21 protein-coding genes and 1 pseudogene are annotated in these 20,696 nt (G+C 63.5%); 12 read left to right on the forward strand and 10 right to left on the reverse strand.

The features are described 5' to 3' along the window. Together EOC06_RS41575 and EOC06_RS03420 are read left to right on the forward strand one after the other, a co-directional pair. A pseudogene (locus tag EOC06_RS41575) lies at positions 1–98 on the forward strand (CHAD domain-containing protein); the annotation flags it as partial. 80 nt (positions 99–178) lie between these two features. Beyond that, positions 179–985, forward strand: coding sequence for a YiiX/YebB-like N1pC/P60 family cysteine hydrolase (locus tag EOC06_RS03420; protein WP_128307093.1), 807 nt, complete (start codon positions 179–181; stop codon positions 983–985). Positions 986–1,057: 72 nt separating this feature from the next. Here EOC06_RS03420 and EOC06_RS03425 read toward each other — a convergent pair whose 3' ends face one another. Then, on the reverse strand, positions 1,058–2,029 hold the full coding sequence (locus EOC06_RS03425; RefSeq protein ID WP_128307094.1) for an AraC family transcriptional regulator: 972 nt from the start codon (positions 2,027–2,029) through the stop codon (positions 1,058–1,060). Between the two features lie 175 nt (positions 2,030–2,204). Here EOC06_RS03425 and EOC06_RS03430 point away from each other — a divergent pair, with 175 nt between their 5' ends. From EOC06_RS03430 to EOC06_RS40000, 4 genes are all read left to right on the forward strand, one after another. Beyond that, positions 2,205–2,348: a hypothetical protein gene (locus tag EOC06_RS03430; protein ID WP_127331916.1), complete on the forward strand. Its 144-nt coding sequence runs from the start codon at positions 2,205–2,207 to the stop codon at positions 2,346–2,348. A gap of 11 nt (positions 2,349–2,359) precedes the next feature. After that, on the forward strand, positions 2,360–2,704 hold the full coding sequence (locus tag EOC06_RS03435) for a hypothetical protein (RefSeq protein ID WP_128307095.1): 345 nt from the start codon (positions 2,360–2,362) through the stop codon (positions 2,702–2,704). Next, positions 2,697–3,215, forward strand: a complete 519-nt coding sequence (locus EOC06_RS03440) for a hypothetical protein (RefSeq protein ID WP_128307096.1) — start codon at positions 2,697–2,699, stop codon at positions 3,213–3,215. Before EOC06_RS03435 ends, EOC06_RS03440 begins: the two co-directional genes overlap by 8 nt. Before the next feature lie 184 nt (positions 3,216–3,399). Further along, the gene (locus tag EOC06_RS40000; RefSeq protein ID WP_164898445.1) at positions 3,400–3,555 is read left to right on the forward strand and encodes a hypothetical protein; all 156 of its coding nucleotides are present in this window, start codon (positions 3,400–3,402) and stop codon (positions 3,553–3,555) included. Between the two features lie 128 nt (positions 3,556–3,683). Here EOC06_RS40000 and EOC06_RS03455 read toward each other — a convergent pair whose 3' ends face one another. The 5 genes from EOC06_RS03455 to EOC06_RS03475 all read right to left on the reverse strand — a co-directional run bounded on the left by EOC06_RS03455 (position 3,684) and on the right by EOC06_RS03475 (position 8,802). Then, the gene (locus tag EOC06_RS03455; protein ID WP_127320693.1) at positions 3,684–5,060 is read right to left on the reverse strand and encodes an adenylate/guanylate cyclase domain-containing protein; all 1,377 of its coding nucleotides are present in this window, start codon (positions 5,058–5,060) and stop codon (positions 3,684–3,686) included. Positions 5,061–5,399: 339 nt separating this feature from the next. Further along, entirely contained in the window at positions 5,400–7,133 is a 1,734-nt protein-coding gene (locus tag EOC06_RS03460) for a SulP family inorganic anion transporter (protein WP_128307098.1), read from the reverse strand. Positions 7,134–7,202: 69 nt separating this feature from the next. Further along, complete coding sequence (locus EOC06_RS03465; protein WP_127267184.1) at positions 7,203–7,481, reverse strand: helix-turn-helix domain-containing protein; 279 nt, start codon at positions 7,479–7,481, stop codon at positions 7,203–7,205. Between the two features lie 245 nt (positions 7,482–7,726). Then, on the reverse strand, positions 7,727–8,446 hold the full coding sequence (locus EOC06_RS03470) for a phosphatase PAP2 family protein (RefSeq protein WP_127267185.1): 720 nt from the start codon (positions 8,444–8,446) through the stop codon (positions 7,727–7,729). Between the two features lie 14 nt (positions 8,447–8,460). Further along, on the reverse strand, positions 8,461–8,802 hold the full coding sequence (locus EOC06_RS03475; RefSeq protein WP_013528672.1) for a hypothetical protein: 342 nt from the start codon (positions 8,800–8,802) through the stop codon (positions 8,461–8,463). A 172-nt stretch (positions 8,803–8,974) separates the two neighbouring features. Here EOC06_RS03475 and EOC06_RS03480 point away from each other — a divergent pair, with 172 nt between their 5' ends. Next, on the forward strand, positions 8,975–10,369 hold the full coding sequence (locus EOC06_RS03480) for a sensor histidine kinase (RefSeq protein ID WP_127331926.1): 1,395 nt from the start codon (positions 8,975–8,977) through the stop codon (positions 10,367–10,369). After that, entirely contained in the window at positions 10,366–11,025 is a 660-nt protein-coding gene (locus EOC06_RS03485; protein ID WP_023813468.1) for a response regulator transcription factor, read from the forward strand. The genes EOC06_RS03480 and EOC06_RS03485 overlap by 4 nt, the downstream gene beginning before the upstream one ends. Positions 11,026–11,305: 280 nt before the next feature. On the opposite strand, the gene EOC06_RS03490 is transcribed toward EOC06_RS03485, so the two are convergent. Then, positions 11,306–11,887 (reverse strand): hypothetical protein, encoded by a 582-nt coding sequence (locus tag EOC06_RS03490; protein ID WP_306462316.1) that lies wholly within the window; start codon positions 11,885–11,887, stop codon positions 11,306–11,308. Between the two features lie 440 nt (positions 11,888–12,327). Between EOC06_RS03490 and EOC06_RS03495 the strand changes: the two genes are divergently transcribed. Further along, the gene (locus EOC06_RS03495; protein WP_128307099.1) at positions 12,328–14,331 is read left to right on the forward strand and encodes a PhoX family phosphatase; all 2,004 of its coding nucleotides are present in this window, start codon (positions 12,328–12,330) and stop codon (positions 14,329–14,331) included. A 103-nt stretch (positions 14,332–14,434) separates the two neighbouring features. Next, a complete protein-coding gene (locus EOC06_RS03500) occupies positions 14,435–14,659 on the forward strand; it encodes a hypothetical protein (RefSeq protein ID WP_013528677.1) in 225 nt (74 codons plus the stop codon). Here the strand turns inward: EOC06_RS03500 and EOC06_RS03505 are convergent. Next, positions 14,651–15,841, reverse strand: coding sequence for an NAD(P)/FAD-dependent oxidoreductase (locus EOC06_RS03505; protein WP_128307100.1), 1,191 nt, complete (start codon positions 15,839–15,841; stop codon positions 14,651–14,653). The two genes, EOC06_RS03500 and EOC06_RS03505, sit on opposite strands and share 9 nt — an antisense overlap. Before the next feature lie 352 nt (positions 15,842–16,193). On the opposite strand from EOC06_RS03505, the gene EOC06_RS03510 reads away from it, so the two are divergent. After that, the gene (locus EOC06_RS03510) at positions 16,194–17,231 is read left to right on the forward strand and encodes a phosphatidylglycerol lysyltransferase domain-containing protein (RefSeq protein WP_128307101.1); all 1,038 of its coding nucleotides are present in this window, start codon (positions 16,194–16,196) and stop codon (positions 17,229–17,231) included. Between the two features lie 77 nt (positions 17,232–17,308). On the opposite strand, the gene EOC06_RS03515 is transcribed toward EOC06_RS03510, so the two are convergent. Both EOC06_RS03515 and EOC06_RS03520 read right to left on the reverse strand, forming a co-directional pair. Beyond that, a complete protein-coding gene (locus EOC06_RS03515) occupies positions 17,309–18,070 on the reverse strand; it encodes an ABC transporter permease (RefSeq protein WP_127268577.1) in 762 nt (253 codons plus the stop codon). Next, positions 18,067–18,993: an ABC transporter ATP-binding protein gene (locus EOC06_RS03520; RefSeq protein ID WP_127268578.1), complete on the reverse strand. Its 927-nt coding sequence runs from the start codon at positions 18,991–18,993 to the stop codon at positions 18,067–18,069. The genes EOC06_RS03515 and EOC06_RS03520 overlap by 4 nt, the downstream gene beginning before the upstream one ends. Positions 18,994–19,253: 260 nt before the next feature. Between EOC06_RS03520 and EOC06_RS03525 the strand changes: the two genes are divergently transcribed. Then, the gene (locus EOC06_RS03525) at positions 19,254–20,615 is read left to right on the forward strand and encodes a cytochrome ubiquinol oxidase subunit I (RefSeq protein ID WP_128307102.1); all 1,362 of its coding nucleotides are present in this window, start codon (positions 19,254–19,256) and stop codon (positions 20,613–20,615) included. The last annotated feature ends 81 nt before the right edge of the window (positions 20,616–20,696 follow it).

Consider the following 20,696-nt stretch of genomic DNA (forward strand, 5'->3'; position numbering starts at 1 on the left):
AGCTGTTCGGCGACAATCCCAAACGCTCGACACGCAAACTGGCCCGCAAGGCGCGCGACGATCTGGCTGCGCCGCCGGAAGAGGCCGCGGCATCGTAGGGCGCTCTTCCTCGCGCTCCGGACGGGGAGGAAGGCGTGCGCTAGCCCTCATTACCCGCCCATGCTAATCGGCATGGGGCATGACCGAGCCCGGCGACACGCTTCTGGATCGACTTGGCCGCTGGCTTGCCGGCCGGCTGCAGGAAGAATCGTCCGGCTACGAGCCCTACACTCCTTCCGATGCCGAGACGCTGCGCCGCACGCTTGAGCCGGGCGACATCCTGCTGATCGAGGGCAATCAGAAGATCTCGGCGGCGATCAAGTACCTGACCCAGTCGACCTGGTCGCATGCGGCCTTCTATGTCGGCGATGCCTTGCCCGCGCCGGAAGACGGCTCGGAGCGGCCGCGCCTGATCGAGGTCACGATCGGCGAAGGCTGCGTCGCCGTGCCATTGTCGCGCTACCGCACCTACAACACCCGCATCTGCCGGGCGAGCGGGCTGGCGCCGGAGGATCGCGACAAGGTCGTCGCCTTCATGATCGGCAGGCTCGGCCTGAAATACGACCTCAAGAACATTTTCGACATGCTGCGTTTTTTCTTGCCCACACCGCCGGTGCCGGTGCGCTGGCGCCGCCGCATGCTGGCCTTCGGCTCCGGCGATCCGACACGGGCGATCTGCTCGACGCTGATCGCCGAGGCCTATGGCCAGATCCGCTATCCGATCCTGCCCGAAATCACCCGTGCGCCCGGCCGAGCCTCCGCGCAGTCGAACTATTCGCGCAAGGAAATCCTGCACATCCGCCACCACTCGCTCTACACGCCGCGCGATTTCGACCTGTCGCCCTATTTCCGCATCGTCAAACCGACGCTGGAATATGGTTTCGACTACCGGCAGATGGTCTGGGACGACAAGGTTGCCGATCCCGGGGCAAAGGCCGCCGAATAGACGCGATCAAATGAGTCCAACAGCATGGACGGCACGGCACGGGAGCGCCGCCCGGCAGCCGGCGCTTTGGCGTCAGTGCTTGCAAGCCGCAGCGCGCACGTCCGAGGGAGTGGCATCATAACGGCGGCGGAACGCCCGGTTGAAATAGGAAAGATCGTTGAAGCCGGCCTCGTAGGCGATCGCGGTGATGCTGCGTCCGGCATGGCGCGGATCGCCAAGCATGCGATGGGCACGCGCCAGCCGCTGGTTCATCATGAAATCAATCAAGGATGTGCCATCGCTCTCGAACAGCTTGCGGACATAGCGGGCCGACAGTCCGTGGCGGGCGGCGACGTCCCGCGCCGACAGGTCGACATGGCCACCATGCGCGACGATATCGGCCTTGATGGCGCGCAAGCGGGCAACGCTGACGCCACGGCCGCGTGCGATCTGGGCCGCATCCCTGGTCGCGCCCATGGCGAGTGCGGCAAGGTCGAAGACATGCGTCGTCGCAAGGTGACAGGCCTCCGCAGTCAACTCGTCTCCGACCTCCTGGATCGAGTTGATATAGTCGAGCAACAGCCGCATCGCCCCGCTTTGGGTCGGCAAGGGCCGCATAAGGACCGCTGCCGGATCGCCGATCAGAGGCGAAAGCTGCTTGCGCGAAAAACTCAGATTGATGAAGCGGAACCCGCCGGCGCCGATCAGGTTGAGGCCAACCTCTTCACCGCTCATCATCAGCGCCTGGCCGTTGCCGACCGCCTCCTCGCGGCCGCGGTGCTTCATCACGCTGCCCCCATCGAGGGCCGCCAGAAGAACGAAGTCGTCGTTGTCGATCAGCGACGATGTGCGATGCACCCGGAATTCCGATGAGCTGCCGGTGGCGATGCCGAGGCCCGGCAACGCGCGCACCCGCATGTCGATCTGCGCCGGCGCAAGCGGATCGAGGTCCACCCTCAGAACCGTGCGGCCGTAAACCTCGCGCGTAATCTCGACGCGATCCTGCTCCGGAAACATCTCCGTCGCCAGCCTGAACGAAGCTGACGGCCCCATCGTCGCAGTCATCGACACCCCCATGCCAAGAGCGCGGTCATATGCGCCGCGGCCTGCAAAACGTCAATACCGGGCCGTTTTGGCCGCTTTCAGTGCCGTTCTGTCCAAGCTGTCCCCCTTTGATGCCCCTAGTTTGCGGCGCGATTCCGAAACCGGAACCGTATTGGCGGCAATCCAAGGGGGCACGATGTTTCATTTGCAACTGTTCAAGACGCTGTCGGCACTGGCTGCGGCGGGCTTCAATCCGCGTGCCTATCTGCTGTCGATCGCGTTGGGCAACACGGTGACCGATCACCGCGAGGTCAAGCTGCCGCCGCGCGCTGCCCGATGATGAGGAGCACCATGAAAAAAAGCATTTTCGTGGCCCTGACCATTGCCCTGGCGGGCTGCCAAACGGGCCAGGCCGACAGCAACACGGCATCGATCGCGAGCGCGGCCGGCAGCAACAAGGCCCGGAACGAACCATCGACGGAAACCGCCTGCGCCGAGGCCGCCAAGAAGGCGGCGAAGGCGCAGACCAATGCGGCTCTGCTCGGCGGTGTCCTGTCGATGGCGGGGGGTCTTGGCGGTCTGGCCGGCAATGGTGGGGTCATTGCCGGCCAGGCCGCCTCGATCGGCGGCTCGGTTCTGCAGTCCCAGGCGACGAGCAGTGCCCGGGCCGGCGTTGTGGAGGACTGTTATGGCTGAGCGGCGTTTCGCAGCCATGCGCCGGCTGGCCGGCGCGCTCGCACTTGCCGGCATGATGTTCGACAGCCCGCATGCCTTGGCGCTGACAGCGCGGGATGCGTCGGCGGTCGTCGGCCTGATCGAGGCCTTGCAGCCCGAATTCGGTCAGTTCGCCTATGACGAGGAGATCGCCGCCGACTGGTACGAGCGCGATGCCGCGGACAAGGGCTTGATCGGCACAGCCGGCTTCACCGCCGACAGCTGGAAGGTCGCGCTTGGCGAGACCATTCGCGGGTTCCTGGCGACGATGCCGGTCGCGGAACTCGATGCCATTTTCGTCAAGCTCAGGAATGCCATATCCGGCATGAGGGAGCTGACCGACGCACAGAAGACGGAGACCATCGCGGCCATCGACGAAGAGGTCGAAGGGTTGATGGCTTTGCGGGCCGAGGGCGACCCCTTCGCCGATGTCGTCAGGCCGCTGACGCCAAAAATCCGCAGCCTCATCCTCGGCCCGGCGATGGGGCGATAGGATGTTGGGCAACAGCAAACGGGTGGCGGGAAAAGCAACTCCGAGCGGGAGCCTCGAGGCCGAACATCGCGGCATTTTCCCAGCCACGGCACGTGTCAGGCGGGGCAGCCCGATCGCAATGCTTATCTGCCTGCTGGCTTCCAGCTGCAGCCAGACGGACTCGCCGGAAGGTCTTGGCGAAGCCATGGCTGCAGTCGAGGCGACCAGGAAAATGCAGGATTGCCGGGCGCGCACGAACGAGACCGCCGGGCAGATGAAGATGATGGGCGCGGTCAATGGCGCCGTCGGCACCGCCGGGGCCGTGCGCGGCAAGCTCAGCCGCCAGATGCAATCATGCTGAGACGATTTCGCACTCCTCGAGATCGCGCAGATAGAGGAACATCGACGCCTCGCTCAGTGCCTGCGAGCGCATGATGCCTTCAGGCGTGAACTTTCCGGCAGATGCAGGCGTTTCACATGGCGGCTATATCACGCCGAAACCGCAACAGCACCCTGGTTTTCGGCTCTGTGTTCGACCCAGACATGGACCGGTTCATCCCGACCGCGGATGCTCACCGGCCCATGATCGCGCGCATTCAACTGTGTCGTGGGCGATTCCGCCTTCGCGGCTTCTATCAGTCGTGACCCAAAGCAAATGTTTGCCTGAAGTTCACGGCAAAGCGCCTGCAAACGGCTGGCGACGTTGACGGTGTCGCCCACCACCGCGAAGGAAAGATTGCGCTCGCTGCCGACCGCACCGATGACGACTGCGCCATATTGTGCACCGATCCGAACGTCCAGCGACGGGTATCCCCTGGACACCCGCTGCACATTCCAGTCTTCGAGAGCGGCGATCATCGCTTCAGCGCACTGGATGGCTCGGGTTGCGTCGTTATGGCTGGCTTGCGGAACCCCGAATGTGGCCATGATGCAATCGCCGATATAGTTGTCGACGGTGCCATGGTGGTCGAAAACGACCTGCTCCATGCGACGGTGGAACTGACGCAGAAGTTCGAACACTGCTTCGGCCGGATGATCCTCGGAATAGTGTGTGAAGCCGACGATGTCGGCGAACAGTACCGCGATATCCTGCCGGCGGACCGGACCGAAGGGCTCGTCATCCGCGGCGAGCTGGTCGACGACATTTGGCGAAAAATGCCGGGCGAGATTGGCGCGGGCGCGCTCTGCCTTGACATAGTCTTCCGACAGATGTCGAGAACGAGAGACGACCAACGCCATGATCGCGCCGATAATCAGCACAACCAACACGTTGGTCGCCTGCGCGAATGTGTCGACGAAATTGGGATTGAGATAGAGGTTCAGTCGCTCTGTCGTCGGCAGCGAATAGAGGTTCGTCGCCGGAAGGACGGTTCCCGCATGAAGAATCACCCATCCCACCCCGATCGTCCACGTCAAGGCTGCGAGCGCCCCGAGATAGAGCGCCAATCGGGTCGAAAGGGTCAGCGCGCCAAGGCACACGAAAATCAACAGGAATTTGAAGCTGCCTTCGCGCAGTTGCATCGCGGCCGGCGCGACCTCCAGGGAAAACGGGTTGGGCGTTACCAGCAGAACGGTCAACAGAACGATGTCCAGCGTGCCTACGAGATAACCGATCCACCATGGCGCGTTGCGACGGCGCGCAAAGCGAAACTGGATCAGGCCGACGAGTTGGAACAACATGAGGCCCGCCAGCACGAAGAGCAGAGAGGCATCCCAGCGGCTGATTAATGAAAAGAAGCAGGAGATCACGGCGAGCGATGCCGTACGCGCCCAGAACTGCAATGCAGCACCTTGGCGTTCTGCGCGCTCTCGCAAATTTCTCAGCCGTGAATAGCGGCGAAGTTCAAGTGTTGGCGCGGTCGGCATAGGATCACTTCGATTTCGCGGGGACGTGTCACGCATTTGGCAAACCCGCCTTCTACTGGCAAATCAGTGCGCGAACTCTACCATGATTGCGGTTTCATTTTTGAAACGCGGCTGCAAAGAGTAAAATGTCCGGACAAAGGACCACGGTGAAAGCTGAAGCAGGATAGGCGGAGGCTTCCCTGTTCAGGTCACGAAGATTGGTGGCATTCGACGCCGCCGCGAAGCGACTTTCCTTGCATCTGGGACTAAAGTGAGCCCGCTCGCCTAAAGCGTGCTCCCCGCTTGCTTGAGATCAAAAAGTTGACGTTCAAGCGACCGCCGGCCGGCAAATCCCGGCCCCTACCGCACCTCGATCTTGCCTTTCAGCTGCGCCCGCGCCTCCTCGATCGACGCTGCATAGGTCACCAGCGGACGCTTCACGCCGTGGTTGATCAGCATGCGCCGGATCTGCGGCGCGGCGCCTGATATGATGAAGCGGACGCCGGCGCGCCTGGCCTTGTGGGCGGCGCCCTCGATGACGTTGGCCGCCGTCGAATCGAAGAACGGTACGGCCGAGCAGTCGAGGATGAAGTTTTTGCGCTGGTCGGCGATGCGGTCGAGCACGGTGCCGACGGTCGAAGCGGCGCCGAAGAAGAAGGCGCCGGAGATGCGGTAGACCACGGTGTCGGCGTCGGTCGCCTCGCTGGCATCGTAGGCGTTGGCGCTGTCGGCGACATCCTCCTGCACCAGCGGCTGATCGGCCTCGACCGCAATCGACTTGGCCATGCGGTCGATGAACAGGATCGAGCCCAGCACAAAGCCGACGACGATGCCTTCGGTGAGATCGCGGAAGATGACGAGCAGAAAGGTCGCCATCAGCACCAGCGCATCGCCGCGCGAGGCACGCAGCAAGGTGGCGAAGGCCTGCTTCTCGAACATGTTCCAGCACACGACCGCCAGCACGCCAGCCAGGGCGGCGAGCGGGATGTAGCTGGCGAGCGGCGCCGCCACCAGCATCAAAGCGAGCAGGATGGCTGAGTGGACAATGCCGGAAACCGGTCCGTGGGCGCCGGCCCGCACATTGGTCGCGGTGCGGGCGATGGTGCCGGTGGCGCAGATGCCGCCGAACAGGGCGGACGCGATGTTGGCGAAGCCTTGCGCCACCAGTTCGCAGTTGGAACGATGCCGCCGGCCCGTCATCCCGTCGGCGACCACCGCCGACAGCAGCGATTCGATCGCGCCGAGCAGGGCAAAGGCAATGGCATCCGGCAGCACGTCAATCATCCTGCCCAGGCTGACCGGCGGCAAGGCAGGCATTTGCAGGCTACGCGGGATGCCGCCAAAGCGAGTGCCGATCGTCTCCGCCGGCAGCGAGAGAAGCGCCACGACCAGCGATGCCAGCCCGATGGCGATGAGCATGGCAGGCCATGTCGGCCGCCAGCGCTTCAGGCCGGCGATGGTGAAGATGGTCAACACCGCCACGAAGGTCGCCGCAAGATTGATGGTGCCGGCCGCCTCACCGACCGCGATCAACTTCGGCACCAGCGGTCCCGGCTCCCTGCCGGCAAGCTTCAGCCCGAACAGTTCGACGATCTGTCCTGAAAAGATGATGACGGCGATGCCGGCGGTGAAGCCGACCGTCACCGGATAGGGAATGAACTTGATGTAGGTGCCGAGACGAAGATAGCCGATGGCGAGCAGGAAGACCCCTGCCATCATCGTTGCCAACAGCAGTCCATCGATGCCGACCCGGGCAACCGTCGCGGCCACCAGCACGATGAAGGCGCCGGCCGGACCACCGATCTGGAAGCGGCTGCCGCCGAGCGCCGAAATGATGAAGCCGCCGACGATCGAGGTGTAAAGGCCGCGCTCGGGAGCCACGCCCGAGGCGATCGCAATCGCCATCGACAAGGGCAGCGCGACGATGGCGACCGTCAGCCCGGCAATGGCGTCCGCCTTGAAGCCGGCGAACGTGTAGCCCTCGCGCCAGACCGTCACCAGCTTCGGCGTGAACAATTCGGAAAATGTCGGTTTTACCGGCCTATGGGCTGACCTGTGGGCCGGTTGATGCACAGCCCGCTGCGTCTGATCCATGGACTGCCTTTCGCACCCTGAAAGGCGGCGGGATCGTCGGCAGGGCTGTCGGCGGTCGCCGTCGCGACTTTATGCCGGCTCAGCCTTGGGATCCCGCGGCACGGCAGCCTTGAGGCGCACGCCCCGGCCGCCGCGCTCGCTGGTCTGGTTCTCGCCGATCAGCTCCACCCCGGCCTCGTCGAGAGCCTGGATGACCTTCATCAGCGTGTCGACCACGCCCCTGACCACGCCATCGCTCGCCTCCATGCGCTGGATGGTTGGAAGCGAAACGCCGGCGCGCTCGGCGAGCGTCTTCTGATCGATGCCGGCCAGCGCCCTTGCGGCTCGCATCTGCGCGGCAGTGATCATCGGCCGGAATCCCCGTCTGAGTCTGCAGGAATAAGGTATAATACCATCATTGTGATGTTTCAAGCATTAAGATGAACGTCTGAGGCGTAAAGGGGCGGCTGACCGATCATTCAGATACTTCCCGGGATTGTGCCTAGGGTGTCCATCTAGGCAGGGGGTAACGCGGTTGAATTCTTCAAGACCTTCATGACCTGGGCGGCCTTGCTGTCGGTGGGCTGCGGGCACGGGCTGATCGACCGGCTGATCTAGTCTCCAGTCTCGCTGTCGCCGTTCAGGCGCTGCCCGCGCCATCGCTGCCACGCCCGGGCAGCGAGCCAGCACAGCATCGCCCAGACGAAGCCGGCGCACCAGCCGGCAAGCACATCCGATGGCCAGTGGACGCCAAGATAGATGCGGCTGATGCCGACCAGCAGCGTCGTCAGCACCGCCAGCGACAGCACATAGATCTTCGTCGTTCGACCGGGCAGGAAGCGTGCCGCCAGCGCGCCGAGCGTCAGATAGGTCACGGCCGACAGCATGGCGTGGCCGCTCGGAAAAGACAGCGTCGTTTCGTTGACGAGATGCGAGACGAGTTCGGGGCGTGGCCGGTCGATGCCGGCTTTCAGCAGGCTCGACAGCACCTGACCGCCGGCCACCGCCACGAAGATGAAAAGGGCGGTCGCCGGCCTGCGGATAAGCAGGAGATAGACGATTACCGCCGTCACGATCAGCACCAACACGCTGCCGCTGCCAAGACTTGTGATGTCGCGCATCGCCCCTTGCAGCCACAGCGGGCCGATCGGGCTGTCAGGGCGCCCCGCCTGGCGGAAGGCGAGCAGGATCTCGGTGTCGAAGGCGTGCGGCGTGGTGGCGCGCGCAATCTCCATCAGCTCCTCGAATCCCCACAGGCCGGCGGCGATGACCAGGCCGGCCAGCAGCACCGGGAATTCGACCCGGTTGAGCAAAGCGTTCGCGGCGTTCTTCATCGGCAATTCGCCCGTTACAGCCGGCCTTGCAGATAGGGTCCCAGCGTGATCAGTGCCACCGCTGCGATCGCCAGCATGATGCCGGTCGCCTGCAGCGCATTGACGCGCTCGCCGAAGAAGACCAGCGCCACGACGTTCACGGAGACCAGCTGGATGACGGCGGAAAGGCTGAACGACACCGACATGCCGAATTCGCGGATCAGCCGCAGCATGATCAGATTGCCCAGCGAATAGAGCGCCAGCGTCAGCGCTATCTTGCCAAGGCTCGGCGCAAGGCCCCATTGCTTGGCGGCTGTCGCCGCCAGCAGGAAAATGACCGTCGAAAAGCCGAGCTGCAGCAATCCCGAAAAACTCAACGTTTCGTCCCCTCTCGGAGCGGCTCCCGCCGCGTGCGTCGCGGACGTTGTTTCCCAAGCGCGCCGGGACGTCAAGCGACCTCGACCAAACGAAGCCCTTGGCAATGGCAAGCCGGAAGCTCAAAGTACTAACATCGCCCAATCTGTCGGTTCGAAGGGCGGTCAGGGGCTCATGATTCGCAGTTTTCAAAACCTGATGCGGCGCTGGAGCGAGCTTTCCCTTGCCCTGCAATTCGTCGTTGCCGGCGGCTTTGGCCTGCTGGCCGTCATGTTGGTGGTGGGCACCTGGGTGACGGCGCAGATCCGGGACGGCGTCATCCGCAATTCGGCCGCCACGACGGCGCTCTATGTCGACAGCGTGATTGCGCCGCTGCTTCCCGACTTGCGCAAGGACCAGGAGCTCAGCGAGTCCGTCAAGCAGGCGCTGGACGAGACGCTTGGCCAGGGCGCGCTCGGCAAGCGCCTCCAATCGTTCGTGCTCTGGCGCCGCGACGGCACGGTTCTCTACGCTAAGGAGGCGTCCCTGATCGGCCGCCGCTTCGGTCCGAGCGACAATCTGCGTTCCGCCTTCGAAGGCAATGTCGTCGCTGAATTCAATACATTCGATGATGATGAACGCGAGGAGAAGGCTACCGGCTTGCCATTGCTGGAGATATACAATCCCGTGCGCGAGCCCTGGTCGGGCGAGGTGGTGGCGGTCACCGAGTTTTATGAGATCGCCGACGATTTCCAGGCCACCCTGGCGTCCGCCCTGTGGTCGAGCTGGCTGATCGTGGCCGGCGCGACGCTCGCGGCATTCCTGCTCCTGTCGGGCATCGTCCTGCGCGGCAGCCGCACCATCGACGATCAGCGTGGGGCACTGCGCCGCCAGGTCTCGGAGCTGCAGGGTCTGGTGGCGCAAAACAGTGCTTTGCGACTGCGCGTGCAACGGGCGTCCCGCCGCGCCACCGCGCTCAACGAAAGATATCTGCGCCGGATCGGCGCCGACCTCCATGACGGCCCGGCCCAACTCGTGGCACTGGCGGCGCTGCGCATGGACAGCCCGATATTTTCCAGCGACGGCCATTCGAGCGTAAGCCGTTCGACCGAGGTCGCAATGATCCGCAAGACACTGGAGGACGCGATGCGCGAAATACGCGGCATCTGCACCGGCCTTGTTTTGCCGCAGATCGAGACGGCTGCCGCAACCGACATTCTGCGGCTGGCGGTCAAGGAACACGAGCAGAGGACGGGAACGTCGGTGACGCTGACGCTGACCGGACAGTTGCCAGAGCCCGGCGCCTCCGAGAAGATCAGCATCTATCGTTTCGTCCAGGAAGGGCTGAACAACGCCTATCGCCATGGGTTGGGCAAGGATCAGGCGGTGAGTGCGGGGATGAAAGGTGGCCGGCTTTTTGTCGAAGTGTCGGACGGCGGGCCCGGCTTCGATCCGGCGGCACGGGTCGAGGGTCTCGGCCTCGCCGGCCTCAGGGAGCGGGTCGAAAGCATTGGCGGACAGTTCGAAACCTTGACCGGGCCGCAAGGTACGCGTTTGGTGATCCGTCTATCGGTCGAGGAGCAAGCATGACTGGGACCATTCGCATCGCCATTGTCGACGATCACCCCCTCTTTCGCGAAGGTGTGACGCGCAGCCTGTCGGAGATCGGAGGATTCGAGATGGTTGGCGAGGGCGCCACGGCGCAGGATGCCGAACGCCTCGCCACGACGGTGCGGCCCGACATCTTGCTGCTCGATATCTCCATGCCGGGCGGCGGGCTGACCGCCGTCGCAAGCATCCTCGCCAGCCATCCGGCCCAGAAGATCGTCATGCTGACCGTTTCGGAGGCCAACGCCGATGTGACAAAGGCGCTGAACGCAGGGGTGAATGGCTATGTCCTCAAAGGCGTCGGGTCGCGCGGGCTCGCCGACATCCTGCGCAATGTTGCAGCCGGCGAAAGCTATCTGTCGCCGACACTGTCGGCCCGGCTGCTTTCGGATCTCCAGTCCCAGCAGCCGACCGACGGCATTGCGGAACGGCTGCGGCAGCTCACCGATCGGCAGACGGAAATCCTGCGGCTGGTGGCGGAGGGGCTGAGCAACAAGGAAGTCGCCTTGCGGCTTGAGCTGCAGGAGAAGACCGTCAAGCATCACATGACCGGGGTGCTGTCGAAGCTCAATGTGCGAAACCGAACCGAAGCGGCCTTGATGATGCGTGAGTTGCGCGACCGCGACAGGCCTTCCTAGAGCAACTAGAGCATGATGCCGAAAGGTGTGAAGCGGTTTTCGGAAGACATCATGCTCTATCTCTTTGATTTAGAGGCGGATTCGGTTTTCAGGCCGCTTCGACCTGAAATCATCCGGATTGCGCAAAACAATAATTGAACGGTTGCGTGCCTCCGCAAGGTGCGGACCGCGCAAAGCGCGTCGCGCCTCGAGACCGGCGTGGCACCGCCAAAACGATGTCACCTCCGCCGGGGGGCGGCGGAGGTGACGTGCAAAGCTGACCGTTGCCTGTTGGCCAGCTTCACAAGGCCTTGAGACGATCGGCATCGGCCGGCGTGGCCTGGCGGTCGATGATCGTGCGACCGAGCGCGTCCTTCATGCTGAAACGTCCGTTCTCGAGCTTTTCCGTTATGCCGTCGGGATGCCGGACCGTGATCTTGTTGCCGGTCACGTCGACCTTGTCACCGGTCTTTGCATTGACATGGCTTCCGCTCTTACCCTGATTGGATCCCGATTTGCCGCTGTTGCCGTTATTGCCGCTGTTGCCATTCCCGCTATTCCCGCCGCTGTTCCCTCCATTGCCGCCGCCGGAATTGCCGCCGCCACCACCGCTGTTACCGCCACCCTTGGCGTATGCGCCGGCGGTGTGGATGCCGGGAACGGAGCCGTCCAGGACAATTTGGTAGGGAGCAATCGTCAACGCCAGCGCCGCTGCCGATTTGAGCGCCAGCCGGCAACAACGGGTCGTGACCGATCTGTGCATTTTGATCTCCGACGACTGAGCCCGGCGCGCTCCACCCCAACGTTGCAGTGCAACAACATTGCCGAAAGACGCGGCGCCCGGAAGCGACCTCCGACCGTTGCGGTTGTCAACTAGGACCATTGCAAGCGCAAGATTGGACTAAAGTCCCAAGCGTATGCTACATTAGCTTCGCATGAACGGCGCCGCGACCGCCATCGCTAAATGGGAGACTCGCTTTCCCTACGCCTGACGACGGCAGACGCCGAACATCAAGTCACCTCCGCCGGGGGCGGCGGAGGTGACTTTGTCGAGCCGGCTTTGTCCGTTGATCCGTTTGCAAGACTGACGTCATGCGCCGTTGCAGGATGCGCGGCGAAACATGCCGCCGAAGGTCTCCTTCATCTCGAAAAGACGATTCCGGAGCAGTTCACAACCTTCGGGAAGGCTGAGCCAGCGCTGCGCGTACTGCCTGTCGCGTCTGAAAGGTCTCCCGATGTCACGAAAATGTGACCCGGCGATTATAAGGGGGGTCAAACAGGTACCCCACGCTCCAGCCACCCAACAGCCAGAGGCAAGCCACCATGACTGACCTTCGCTCCCCCGACACCCGATTCCGCACCAGCCTGCTCGAGGAAAACGACGGCCCGGCCATCAACGCCTCCGACAACCGCACCATGGGCGAGATCATCGCCGCGCGGTTCTCGCGCCGCGGCTTCCTCAAGGGCTCGCTGGCCGTCTCGGCCATCGCCGCCACCGTAAGCCCGCTGGCGCTGATCAGCGCCGACGAGGCCCGGGCAGCGGAAGGCTCCGCCTTCGCGTTCGACGAACTCGAGGCCGGCATCGACGACAAGCACCATGTCGCGCCGGGTTACGATGCCGATGTCCTGCTGCGCTGGGGCGATCCGCTTTTTGCCGATTCGCCCGACTTCGACCCGACGAAACAGTCGGCCGAGGCCCAGGCGAAACAGTTCGGCTACAACAATGACTATGTCGGCTACATCCCGATCGACGGCTCGGCCGAACATGGCCTGCTGGTGGTCAATCACGAATACACCAATCCGCATCTGATGTTCCCGGGCATCGTGAAGATCGTCGAAAAGGACGGCAAGAAGTCGGCCGAAGTCGCGCCCCTCTCGAAGGAGCAGGTCGATGTCGAGATGGCCGCCCATGGCGGCACCATCGTCGAGATCCGCAAGGACGGTGGCAAATGGCAGGTGGTGCGCGACGGCAAGCTCAATCGCCGCATCACCGCCAACACCGAAATGGCGCTGTCCGGCCCCGTCGCCGGCCATGACCGCGTCAAGACCAAAGCCGATCCGTCCGGCACCAAGGTTTTCGGCACCGTCAACAATTGCGCCGGCGGCGTCACGCCCTGGGGCACCTATGTGATGGCCGAGGAGAACATCCATGGCTATTTTTCCGGCGAGCTGCCGGAAGACCACAAGGAAGCCGCGAACTACAAGCGTCTCGGCATTCCCGAAGGCGCCTATGAATGGGCGGCGCATTACGAGCGTTTCGACCTCGCCAAGGAACCCAACGAAGCCAACCGCTTCGGCTGGATCGTCGAGGTCGATGTCAACGACCCGAGCTCGACGCCGAGGAAGCGCACCGCCATGGGCCGCTTCAAGCATGAGGGCGCCGAATCGATCGTCGCCAAGGACGGCCGCGTCGTCTTCTATCTCGGTGACGACGAGCGCTTCGACTATGTCTACAAGTTCGTGACCAGGGCCGCGTTCAATCCGAACGACCGTGCCGCCAACAAGGACCTGCTCGACGATGGCACGCTGCATGTCGCCAGGTTCGCCGAAGACGGCACGGTCGAATGGCTGCCGATCGTGTTCGGCCAGGGGCCGCTGACGGCTGAAAACGGTTTCACTGGCCAGGCCGACGTGCTGATCGAGACGCGCCGCGCCGCCGACCTGCTCGGCGCCACCAAGATGGACCGCCCGGAAGACATTCAGCCCAATGGCGTCAACGGCAAGGTCTATGTCATGCTGACCAACAATTCGAAGCGCAAGGCCGACCAGGTCGACGCCGCCAACCCGCGCGCCGAAAACGCCTTCGGCCACATCATCGAGATCGCCGAGGACGGCGGTGATTTCACGGCCGCCAAGGGCAAGTGGGAAGTGCTGCTGAAATGCGGCGATCCCTCGGTTGCCGATGTCGGTGCCACCTTCTCGACGGCAACGACGGCCAATGGCTGGTTCGGCATGCCCGACAATTGCGCGGTCGATTCGGCCGGGCGTCTCTGGGTCGCGACCGACGGCCAGGGTCCGAAAGCCACCGGCCGCACCGATGGCTTATGGGCGGTGGACACGGAGGGGGCCGCGCGGGCGACCTCGAAACTGTTCTTCCGCGTGCCGATCGGCGCCGAAATGTGCGGTCCGCTGTTTGCGCCCGACGACCAGACCGCCTTCGTCGCCGTCCAGCATCCGGGCGACGGCGGAGAGGACTGGGAAGCGTTCGGGCGCCCGTCCTACTATGAGGACCTGTCGACGCGCTGGCCCGACTTCAAGCCCGACATGCCGGTGCGGCCGTCGGTCGTCGCCATCACCAAACAGGGCGGCGGCAAGATCGCGGTCTGATATCAGGTACTCGTTTGCAATCTCAAGGGCGTGAAATCCGTCAAGCCTCGGGAAAGATTGGCAATTTAAACATGGCGCTCTAGGTCTTTATCAGGAGATCGCCATGTCGAAGTCCGTCTATGACCGTGGCTTGCTCAAGCCAGCCGATATCGCCAAGCTGCAGCGCGTGTTCGACGAGGCCTGCCGGCGGCGCGAGGCACATCCCGATTCCGCCGACGCGCGGGAAATCGCGCTTAACCTGCTCGCCTTGCACAATGCCGGCATGGTGGAAGAGGACATGCTGATGGAAGCCGTCGGTTTCCGGCGGCTGGAACCGAAATCAGCGTGATGCGCTGGATTGGTGCGAGGCCGACCTTGCAATTCGTTTGGCGATCGCCTTGGCCAGGATGCCGGCATTGGCGAAGCAGCCGCGAATGCTTGGCCGCATGCCAGTGAACCACAGACCGGGCAATTTTGGATCGGCTTCGCCACCGTTGAAGAGCGGAACGCCCTTGGCGTCGAGCACGCCGAGCTTGCCGACCATGGGCTCCAGCCCCGTGCGGTAGCCTGTCGCGGCAATGACGATGTCGGGATGGATCAGGCTGCCATTGGCCAGGATCACGCCATCGCGGGTGAATTCCCGTATGCCCGGCACGACGGTGATCTTGCCGGCCTTGATGGCGCCGACGGCGCCGTCGTCGGCGGCGATCGCGGTGTAATCCGAGCTCAGGCGGCTGGCGCCGCCCGCAGGCGCGGGCGGCAGACCGAATTTGGTCAGGTCGCCGAAAACCAGCCGCTGCGTTGCCGCCATCACCGCATCGGCGAGCCGCAACGGCAAGCGCGCCATGATCGGCGAAAGCCGGTGCACGGCGATCTTGCAGATGCGCTTGGGCAGCAGGGCGGGACCGTTGCGGGCCGACAGCCAGATGGCGGCCGTGTCTATGCCGGCCAGATGATTGAGCGCATCGAAGCCCGAATTGCCGGCGCCGACGACCAGCACTTTTTGGCCCGCATAGGCTTGCGCGTCACCAAAATCCGCCGAATGGATGATGCGCCCGACGAAATCCCTCATGCCTTTCCATTCGGGCGTGAACGGCTGCCTGTCGCGGCCGGTAGCGATGACGACATTGCGGGCGAAGCGCGGTCCGGCGCTGGTGCGCAATGCCCAGTGATCGCCCTTGAAGGTGATCTCTTCGACCGCGACGCCAAACTGCACGGGCAGCCGGTTCTCCTTCTGGAAATCGTTCATGTGGCGGATGACGACCATTCTTTGCGGAAAGGCGGGCGTGCCAGGGGGAAAGGCGAGACCAGGCAGCGAAGAAAGATCGCGATGGGTGTTGAGATGCAATTGCTGGTGGCGCCGGTGCCAGGGCTCGGCCAGCCGGCTTTCCTTTTCCAGGATCGCCGTCGGCACGCCGGCGTTCATCAAGGCATGCGCGGCGGCCAGCCCGGCAGCACCGGCGCCGACAACGATTGCCGGCTCGACCGTGGCCGGCAGATCCGCAACCGATCTGATCGTCGTATCAGTCATTCACTCGAATCCCATTGGACGTCCCGCCGCAAGGCTCGCAGGACGCTGTAACCGTTTGATCGCGCGCAGGATCCCCTGCAGCAAACCGCGGCCGAATTTCGAGCGATGCGATTTAGCGCCACACGCCGGGCCGCGGTTGCGCTCTATATGGCATATGCGCGATATCAACGGTAATCAGGTCGCGGCAATGTGATTGATTCGAGGCCTTGGGTGGCTGGCGGGTCTCGGTTATCCCCCACGCGCATGCCCGAAATCGAGTCCGATTTTCGAGTTATGCGCAGAATCAAAGTGTTACAGCACCTTGGCGCGTCCTGGACGGCCGGCGCTGTAGGCGGCACGCGGAATCTCGACCATGCCCTCCTTGCGGTTCTATTTCGACAAGATCCTTGAGGCTGCCGCGCCCGAGGTCGAGCGGCAGGCGCTGACCCATGTCGAACGCCTGGCACTGGTGCGCCGCTATGGCGACTTCTCGCTCGCCTATTCCACCGCCGTGCAAGGCAAGCTTTCCTATTTCGGCGACGCCGACGGCTACATCGCCTTCGGTACCAAGATGAAGCACCATTTCGCGCTCGGCGACCCGGTGGCGGCTCCGGCGCGTCGGGCCGATTACATCAAGCGCTTCGTCGAGACCGCCGGCAGCCCATGGTTCGTGCAGGTCGGCGAGGACACCGCACGCGTGCTGGCCGGGCTTGGATACAAGGTCAATCGCCTCGGCATCGACACCCGCCTCGCCCTGCCCGAGCATGATTTTTCCGGGAAGCGCAACGAGACCGTGCGCTACTCCGAACGCTGGCTGCTGAAGAAAGGCTTTTCGTTCGAAGAGGACAAGCGCACGATCTACCTCGACGAGATCGCCCGGCTTTCGGAAAACTGGCGCGGCGACCGCATCGTCAAGCGCTGGGAGATGGGTTTTCTCAACCGCCATTTCGCCGACCATCTCGGCACCGACATGCGCCGTTTCGTCCTGCACGGTCCCGATGGCGAACTGGTCGCTCTGCTCGACTTCGACCCGTTGTTTGCCGACGGCAAGGTCATCGGCTACACCACCGCCTTCAAGCGCAAGCATCTCGACGCCTCACCGCATGCCGAGATCGGCCTGACCAAGTTCGCCGTCGACCGTTTTCGCGAAGAGGGCATCTCGGTGGTCACGCTCGGCCTGTCGCCGCTCGTCGATGTGGGCCCGAGCGGATTTGCCGAAAGCGATTTCTGGCGCAATGCCTTCCAGCGCGCCTATTCTTCGCCCTGGGTCAACCGCCGCAGGTTCAACCTGCAGGGCCAGGCGGCGTTCAAGCGCCGCTTCCACGGCGTCGAGGAGCCGGTCTACATCGCCTTCCGCCAGGGAACGTATGTCGAGATGCTGGGGCTGCTGCGGCTGATCAAGGCGATCTAGGTCTGGCGATATTCAGGTGAGGCCGGCCTGACTTGAATCTCGACAGACCTGACAGCGTCACACGGCGCTTTCGCCGCTCAGTTCCTGAGCCGGTAGCCGGTCCTGAATATCCAAGCGACGATCGCTATGCAGATCAGCAGAAAGACGATCGTCATGCCGAGGCTGATACCGACCGAGACATCGGATTTGCCGTAGAAGCTCCAGCGGAAGCCGCTGATCAGATAGACGACCGGATTGAACAGCGTCACCGTGCGCCAGATCTCGGGCAGCATGTTGATCGAATAGAAGCTGCCGCCGAGGAAGGTCAGCGGCGTGATGATCAACAGCGGCACCAGCTGCAGCTGCTCGAAACTCTTCGCCCAGATGCCGATGATGAAGCCGAACAGGCTGAAGGTCACCGCCGTCAGCACCAGGAAGGCGAGCATCCAGAACGGATGCAGGATGGTCAGCGGCACGAACAGCGAGGCGGTGGCCAGGATGATCAGACCGAGAAGGATCGACTTGGTCGCGGCGCCGCCGACATAGGCGATGACGATCTCCAGATAGGAGACCGGTGCCGACAGAAGCTCGTAGATCGAGCCGACGAATTTCGGGAAATAGATGGCAAAGGAGGCGTTGGAGATCGACTGCGTCAACAGCGACAGCATGATCAGACCCGGCACGATGAAGGCGCCGTAGCTGATGCCGTCGATCTCGGTGATGCGCGAGCCGATGGCCGAGCCGAAGACGACGAAATACAGCGACGTCGAGATGACCGGCGAGACGATGCTCTGCAGCACGGTGCGGAAAGCACGCGCCATTTCCATGCGGTAGATCGCCCATACGGCGCGAAGGTTCATGGCTCCCTCCTCACCAGATTGACGAAGATCTCCTCGAGCGAAGAGTTTTGCGTGTCGATATCGCGGAACTGGATGCCGCCGGCCTCGAGATCGCGCATCAACGAGGCGACGCCGGGCCGCTCGGCCTGATTGTCATAGGTGTAGGTCAGCTGCCCGCCATCGGGCGACAACTCCAGCGCATAGCGCGAGAGCGCCTCGGGAATGGCCGTCAGCGGATTGCGCAGTTCCAGCACCAGCCGCTTGCGGCCGAGCTTGCGCATCAGTTCGGCCTTGTTCTCGACCAGGATGATCTCGCCGCGGTTGATGACGCCGACCCGGTCGGCCATCGCCTCGGCTTCCTCGATATAATGCGTGGTGAGGATGATCGTGACGCCGTCCTCGCGCAGCCGGCGCACCATCGCCCACATGTCCTGGCGCAGCTCGACGTCGACGCCGGCGGTCGGCTCGTCGAGGAACAGGATGCGCGGCTCATGCGACAGCGCCTTGGCGATCATCAGCCGGCGCTTCATGCCGCCCGACAGGGTGATCGCCTTGGCGTCCTTCTTGTCCCACAGCGACAGGTCGCGCAGCACCTTCTCGACAAAGCCGGGGTTGGCCGGCTTGCCGAACAGGCCACGGCTGTAATTGACCGTCGCCCAGACGCTCTCGAAGGCGTCGATGGTCAGTTCCTGCGGCACCAGCCCGATCAGACCGCGCGCGGCGCGATAATCCTTGTTGATGTCGTGGCCGTCGACGGTGACGGTGCCCGACGAACGGTTGACGATGCCGCAGACGATCGAGATCAGCGTCGTCTTGCCGGCGCCATTGGGTCCAAGCAGCGCGAAGATCTCGCCGCGCTGAATGTCGAGATTGACTTCCTTGAGCGCGGTGAAACCGGTGGCGTAGGTCTTGGAGACCCCGGAAATGGACAGGATGGAAGGCATGGATGAAAACGGCTGCTCGAAAGAGGTCCCCTGATATAGGCCGAATGTCGGTGCTTGCAACCGCAAGTCAATGCCCTGCTGACAGTTCTCGACAATCGTGCCGGCCGGCCGTTGCAGGTGCGGCGCACAGGCCCGGAGTTGCACGGCACGCAACCGGCAAAATTGTCCTGTGGCGTTCAGCCTCGCGGCAGGACGCCGCTTTGACCTGAACTCGCTTCGGGCCTATCCTTCGCGAGTATTTGCAGCAGCCGGAGCCCATCATGGACCCGCTCATACTTTCGCGTATCCAGTTCGGCGCGAATATTTCATTCCATATTCTATTTCCGACGATCACCATTGCGCTGGGTTGGGTGCTGCTGTTCTTCAAGCTGCGTTACAACGCGACCAATGATTCCGCCTGGATGCGCGCCTATTTCACCTGGGTGAAGGTGTTCGCGCTGTCCTTTGCCATGGGCGTGGTTTCGGGCGTGACCATGAGCTTCCAGTTCGGCACCAACTGGCCGGGCTACATGGAAAAGGTCGGCAACATCGCCGGGCCGCTGCTGGCCTACGAAATCCTCACCGCCTTCTTCCTCGAAGCGGCCTTCCTCGGCATCATGCTGTTCGGCTTCCGCCGCGTCTCCAACCGCATCCACACGCTGGCGACGGTGCTGGTCGCCGGCGGCACCACCGTCTCGGCGTTCTGGATCATCGCGCTCAATTCCTGGATGCAGACGCCGGCCGGATTCGAGATGCGCGACGGCGTGGCGCATGCGGTCGACTGGTGGGCAATCATCTTCAACCCGTCGATGCCCTACAGGCTGACCCATATGCTGCTGGCGTCCGGGCTGACGGTGTCGTTCCTGATCGCTGGCCTGTCGGCGCTGCGCTATCTCACCGGCGACCGCTCGGAATCGATGTGGAAGGCGCTGCGCACCGGCGTCTTCACCGCGGCGATCCTGATCCCGATCCAGATCTTCGCCGGCGACCAGCATGGGCTGAACACGCTGGAGCATCAGCCGCAGAAGATCGCCGCCATGGAGGCCAACTGGAACACCGGCCCCAACGTGCCGCTGGTGCTCTTCGCGCTGCCCGACGAGGCGGCGAAGGAAAACAAATTCGAGATCGCCATTCCCGATGGGGCCAGCCTGGTGCTGCGGCACTCGACCAGCGGCGTGGTGCCGGGACTGAACGACTATCCCGGCAATCATCCGCCGGTCTTTCCGGTGTTCTGGGGTTTCCGCATCATGGTCGGCACGGGCATATTGATGCTGCTCGTCTCATGGTCGGCGGCCTTCTTCCTCAAGCGCCGGCACAGCCTGCCGAAGCCGCTGGCCATGCTGATGGTGCCGATGGCGCTGTCGGGCTGGCTGGCGACGCTGGCCGGCTGGTACACCACCGAAATCGGCCGCCAGCCCTGGCTGGTGACGGGCGTGCTGAAAACCGCCGACGCGGTCGGCCCGGTGGCCGGCAGCCATGTCGCGCTGACGCTCGCCATATACCTCGTTCTCTATGTGCTGTTGCTGATCGCCTATCTCGGCGTGCTGGTGCACCTGGCGCTGAAGGCGGCGAAGGACGGCGACAACTCGCCGTTGCCCGGCGTGCTCAACGCGCCGATGTCGCAGCCGGCTGCGGGGGAGTGATTTGATATGGCACTCCAGCCGGGCGCCGGCGCTGCCCCTCACCTGCCTGCCGGCATCCTCTCCCCGTATAGGGACGGGGAG

Origin of the sequence: Mesorhizobium sp. M7A.F.Ca.MR.362.00.0.0 (assembly GCF_004023175.1) — a bacterium.
In the GTDB taxonomy this organism is placed as follows: Bacteria; Pseudomonadota; Alphaproteobacteria; order Rhizobiales; family Rhizobiaceae; genus Mesorhizobium.

Coding starts and splice junctions, on each gene's coding strand:
- EOC06_RS03455 (WP_127320693.1), bottom strand. CDS start 5,060: ATGCCGACCGCGCCAACACTTGAACTTCGCCGCTATTCACGGCTGAGA.
- EOC06_RS03510 (WP_128307101.1), top strand. CDS start 16,194: ATGCCCTCCTTGCGGTTCTATTTCGACAAGATCCTTGAGGCTGCCGCG.
- EOC06_RS03500 (WP_013528677.1), top strand. CDS start 14,435: ATGTCGAAGTCCGTCTATGACCGTGGCTTGCTCAAGCCAGCCGATATC.
- EOC06_RS03420 (WP_128307093.1), top strand. CDS start 179: ATGACCGAGCCCGGCGACACGCTTCTGGATCGACTTGGCCGCTGGCTT.
- EOC06_RS40000 (WP_164898445.1), top strand. CDS start 3,400: ATGGCTGCAGTCGAGGCGACCAGGAAAATGCAGGATTGCCGGGCGCGC.
- EOC06_RS03480 (WP_127331926.1), top strand. CDS start 8,975: ATGATTCGCAGTTTTCAAAACCTGATGCGGCGCTGGAGCGAGCTTTCC.
- EOC06_RS03465 (WP_127267184.1), bottom strand. CDS start 7,481: ATGATCACTGCCGCGCAGATGCGAGCCGCAAGGGCGCTGGCCGGCATC.
- EOC06_RS03515 (WP_127268577.1), bottom strand. CDS start 18,070: ATGAACCTTCGCGCCGTATGGGCGATCTACCGCATGGAAATGGCGCGT.
- EOC06_RS03520 (WP_127268578.1), bottom strand. CDS start 18,993: ATGCCTTCCATCCTGTCCATTTCCGGGGTCTCCAAGACCTACGCCACC.
- EOC06_RS03470 (WP_127267185.1), bottom strand. CDS start 8,446: ATGAAGAACGCCGCGAACGCTTTGCTCAACCGGGTCGAATTCCCGGTG.
- EOC06_RS03490 (WP_306462316.1), bottom strand. CDS start 11,887: ATGGTCCTAGTTGACAACCGCAACGGTCGGAGGTCGCTTCCGGGCGCC.
- EOC06_RS03525 (WP_128307102.1), top strand. CDS start 19,254: ATGGACCCGCTCATACTTTCGCGTATCCAGTTCGGCGCGAATATTTCA.
- EOC06_RS03435 (WP_128307095.1), top strand. CDS start 2,360: ATGAAAAAAAGCATTTTCGTGGCCCTGACCATTGCCCTGGCGGGCTGC.
- EOC06_RS03485 (WP_023813468.1), top strand. CDS start 10,366: ATGACTGGGACCATTCGCATCGCCATTGTCGACGATCACCCCCTCTTT.
- EOC06_RS03430 (WP_127331916.1), top strand. CDS start 2,205: ATGTTTCATTTGCAACTGTTCAAGACGCTGTCGGCACTGGCTGCGGCG.
- EOC06_RS03460 (WP_128307098.1), bottom strand. CDS start 7,133: ATGGATCAGACGCAGCGGGCTGTGCATCAACCGGCCCACAGGTCAGCC.
- EOC06_RS03440 (WP_128307096.1), top strand. CDS start 2,697: ATGGCTGAGCGGCGTTTCGCAGCCATGCGCCGGCTGGCCGGCGCGCTC.
- EOC06_RS03425 (WP_128307094.1), bottom strand. CDS start 2,029: ATGACTGCGACGATGGGGCCGTCAGCTTCGTTCAGGCTGGCGACGGAG.
- EOC06_RS03495 (WP_128307099.1), top strand. CDS start 12,328: ATGACTGACCTTCGCTCCCCCGACACCCGATTCCGCACCAGCCTGCTC.
- EOC06_RS03505 (WP_128307100.1), bottom strand. CDS start 15,841: ATGACTGATACGACGATCAGATCGGTTGCGGATCTGCCGGCCACGGTC.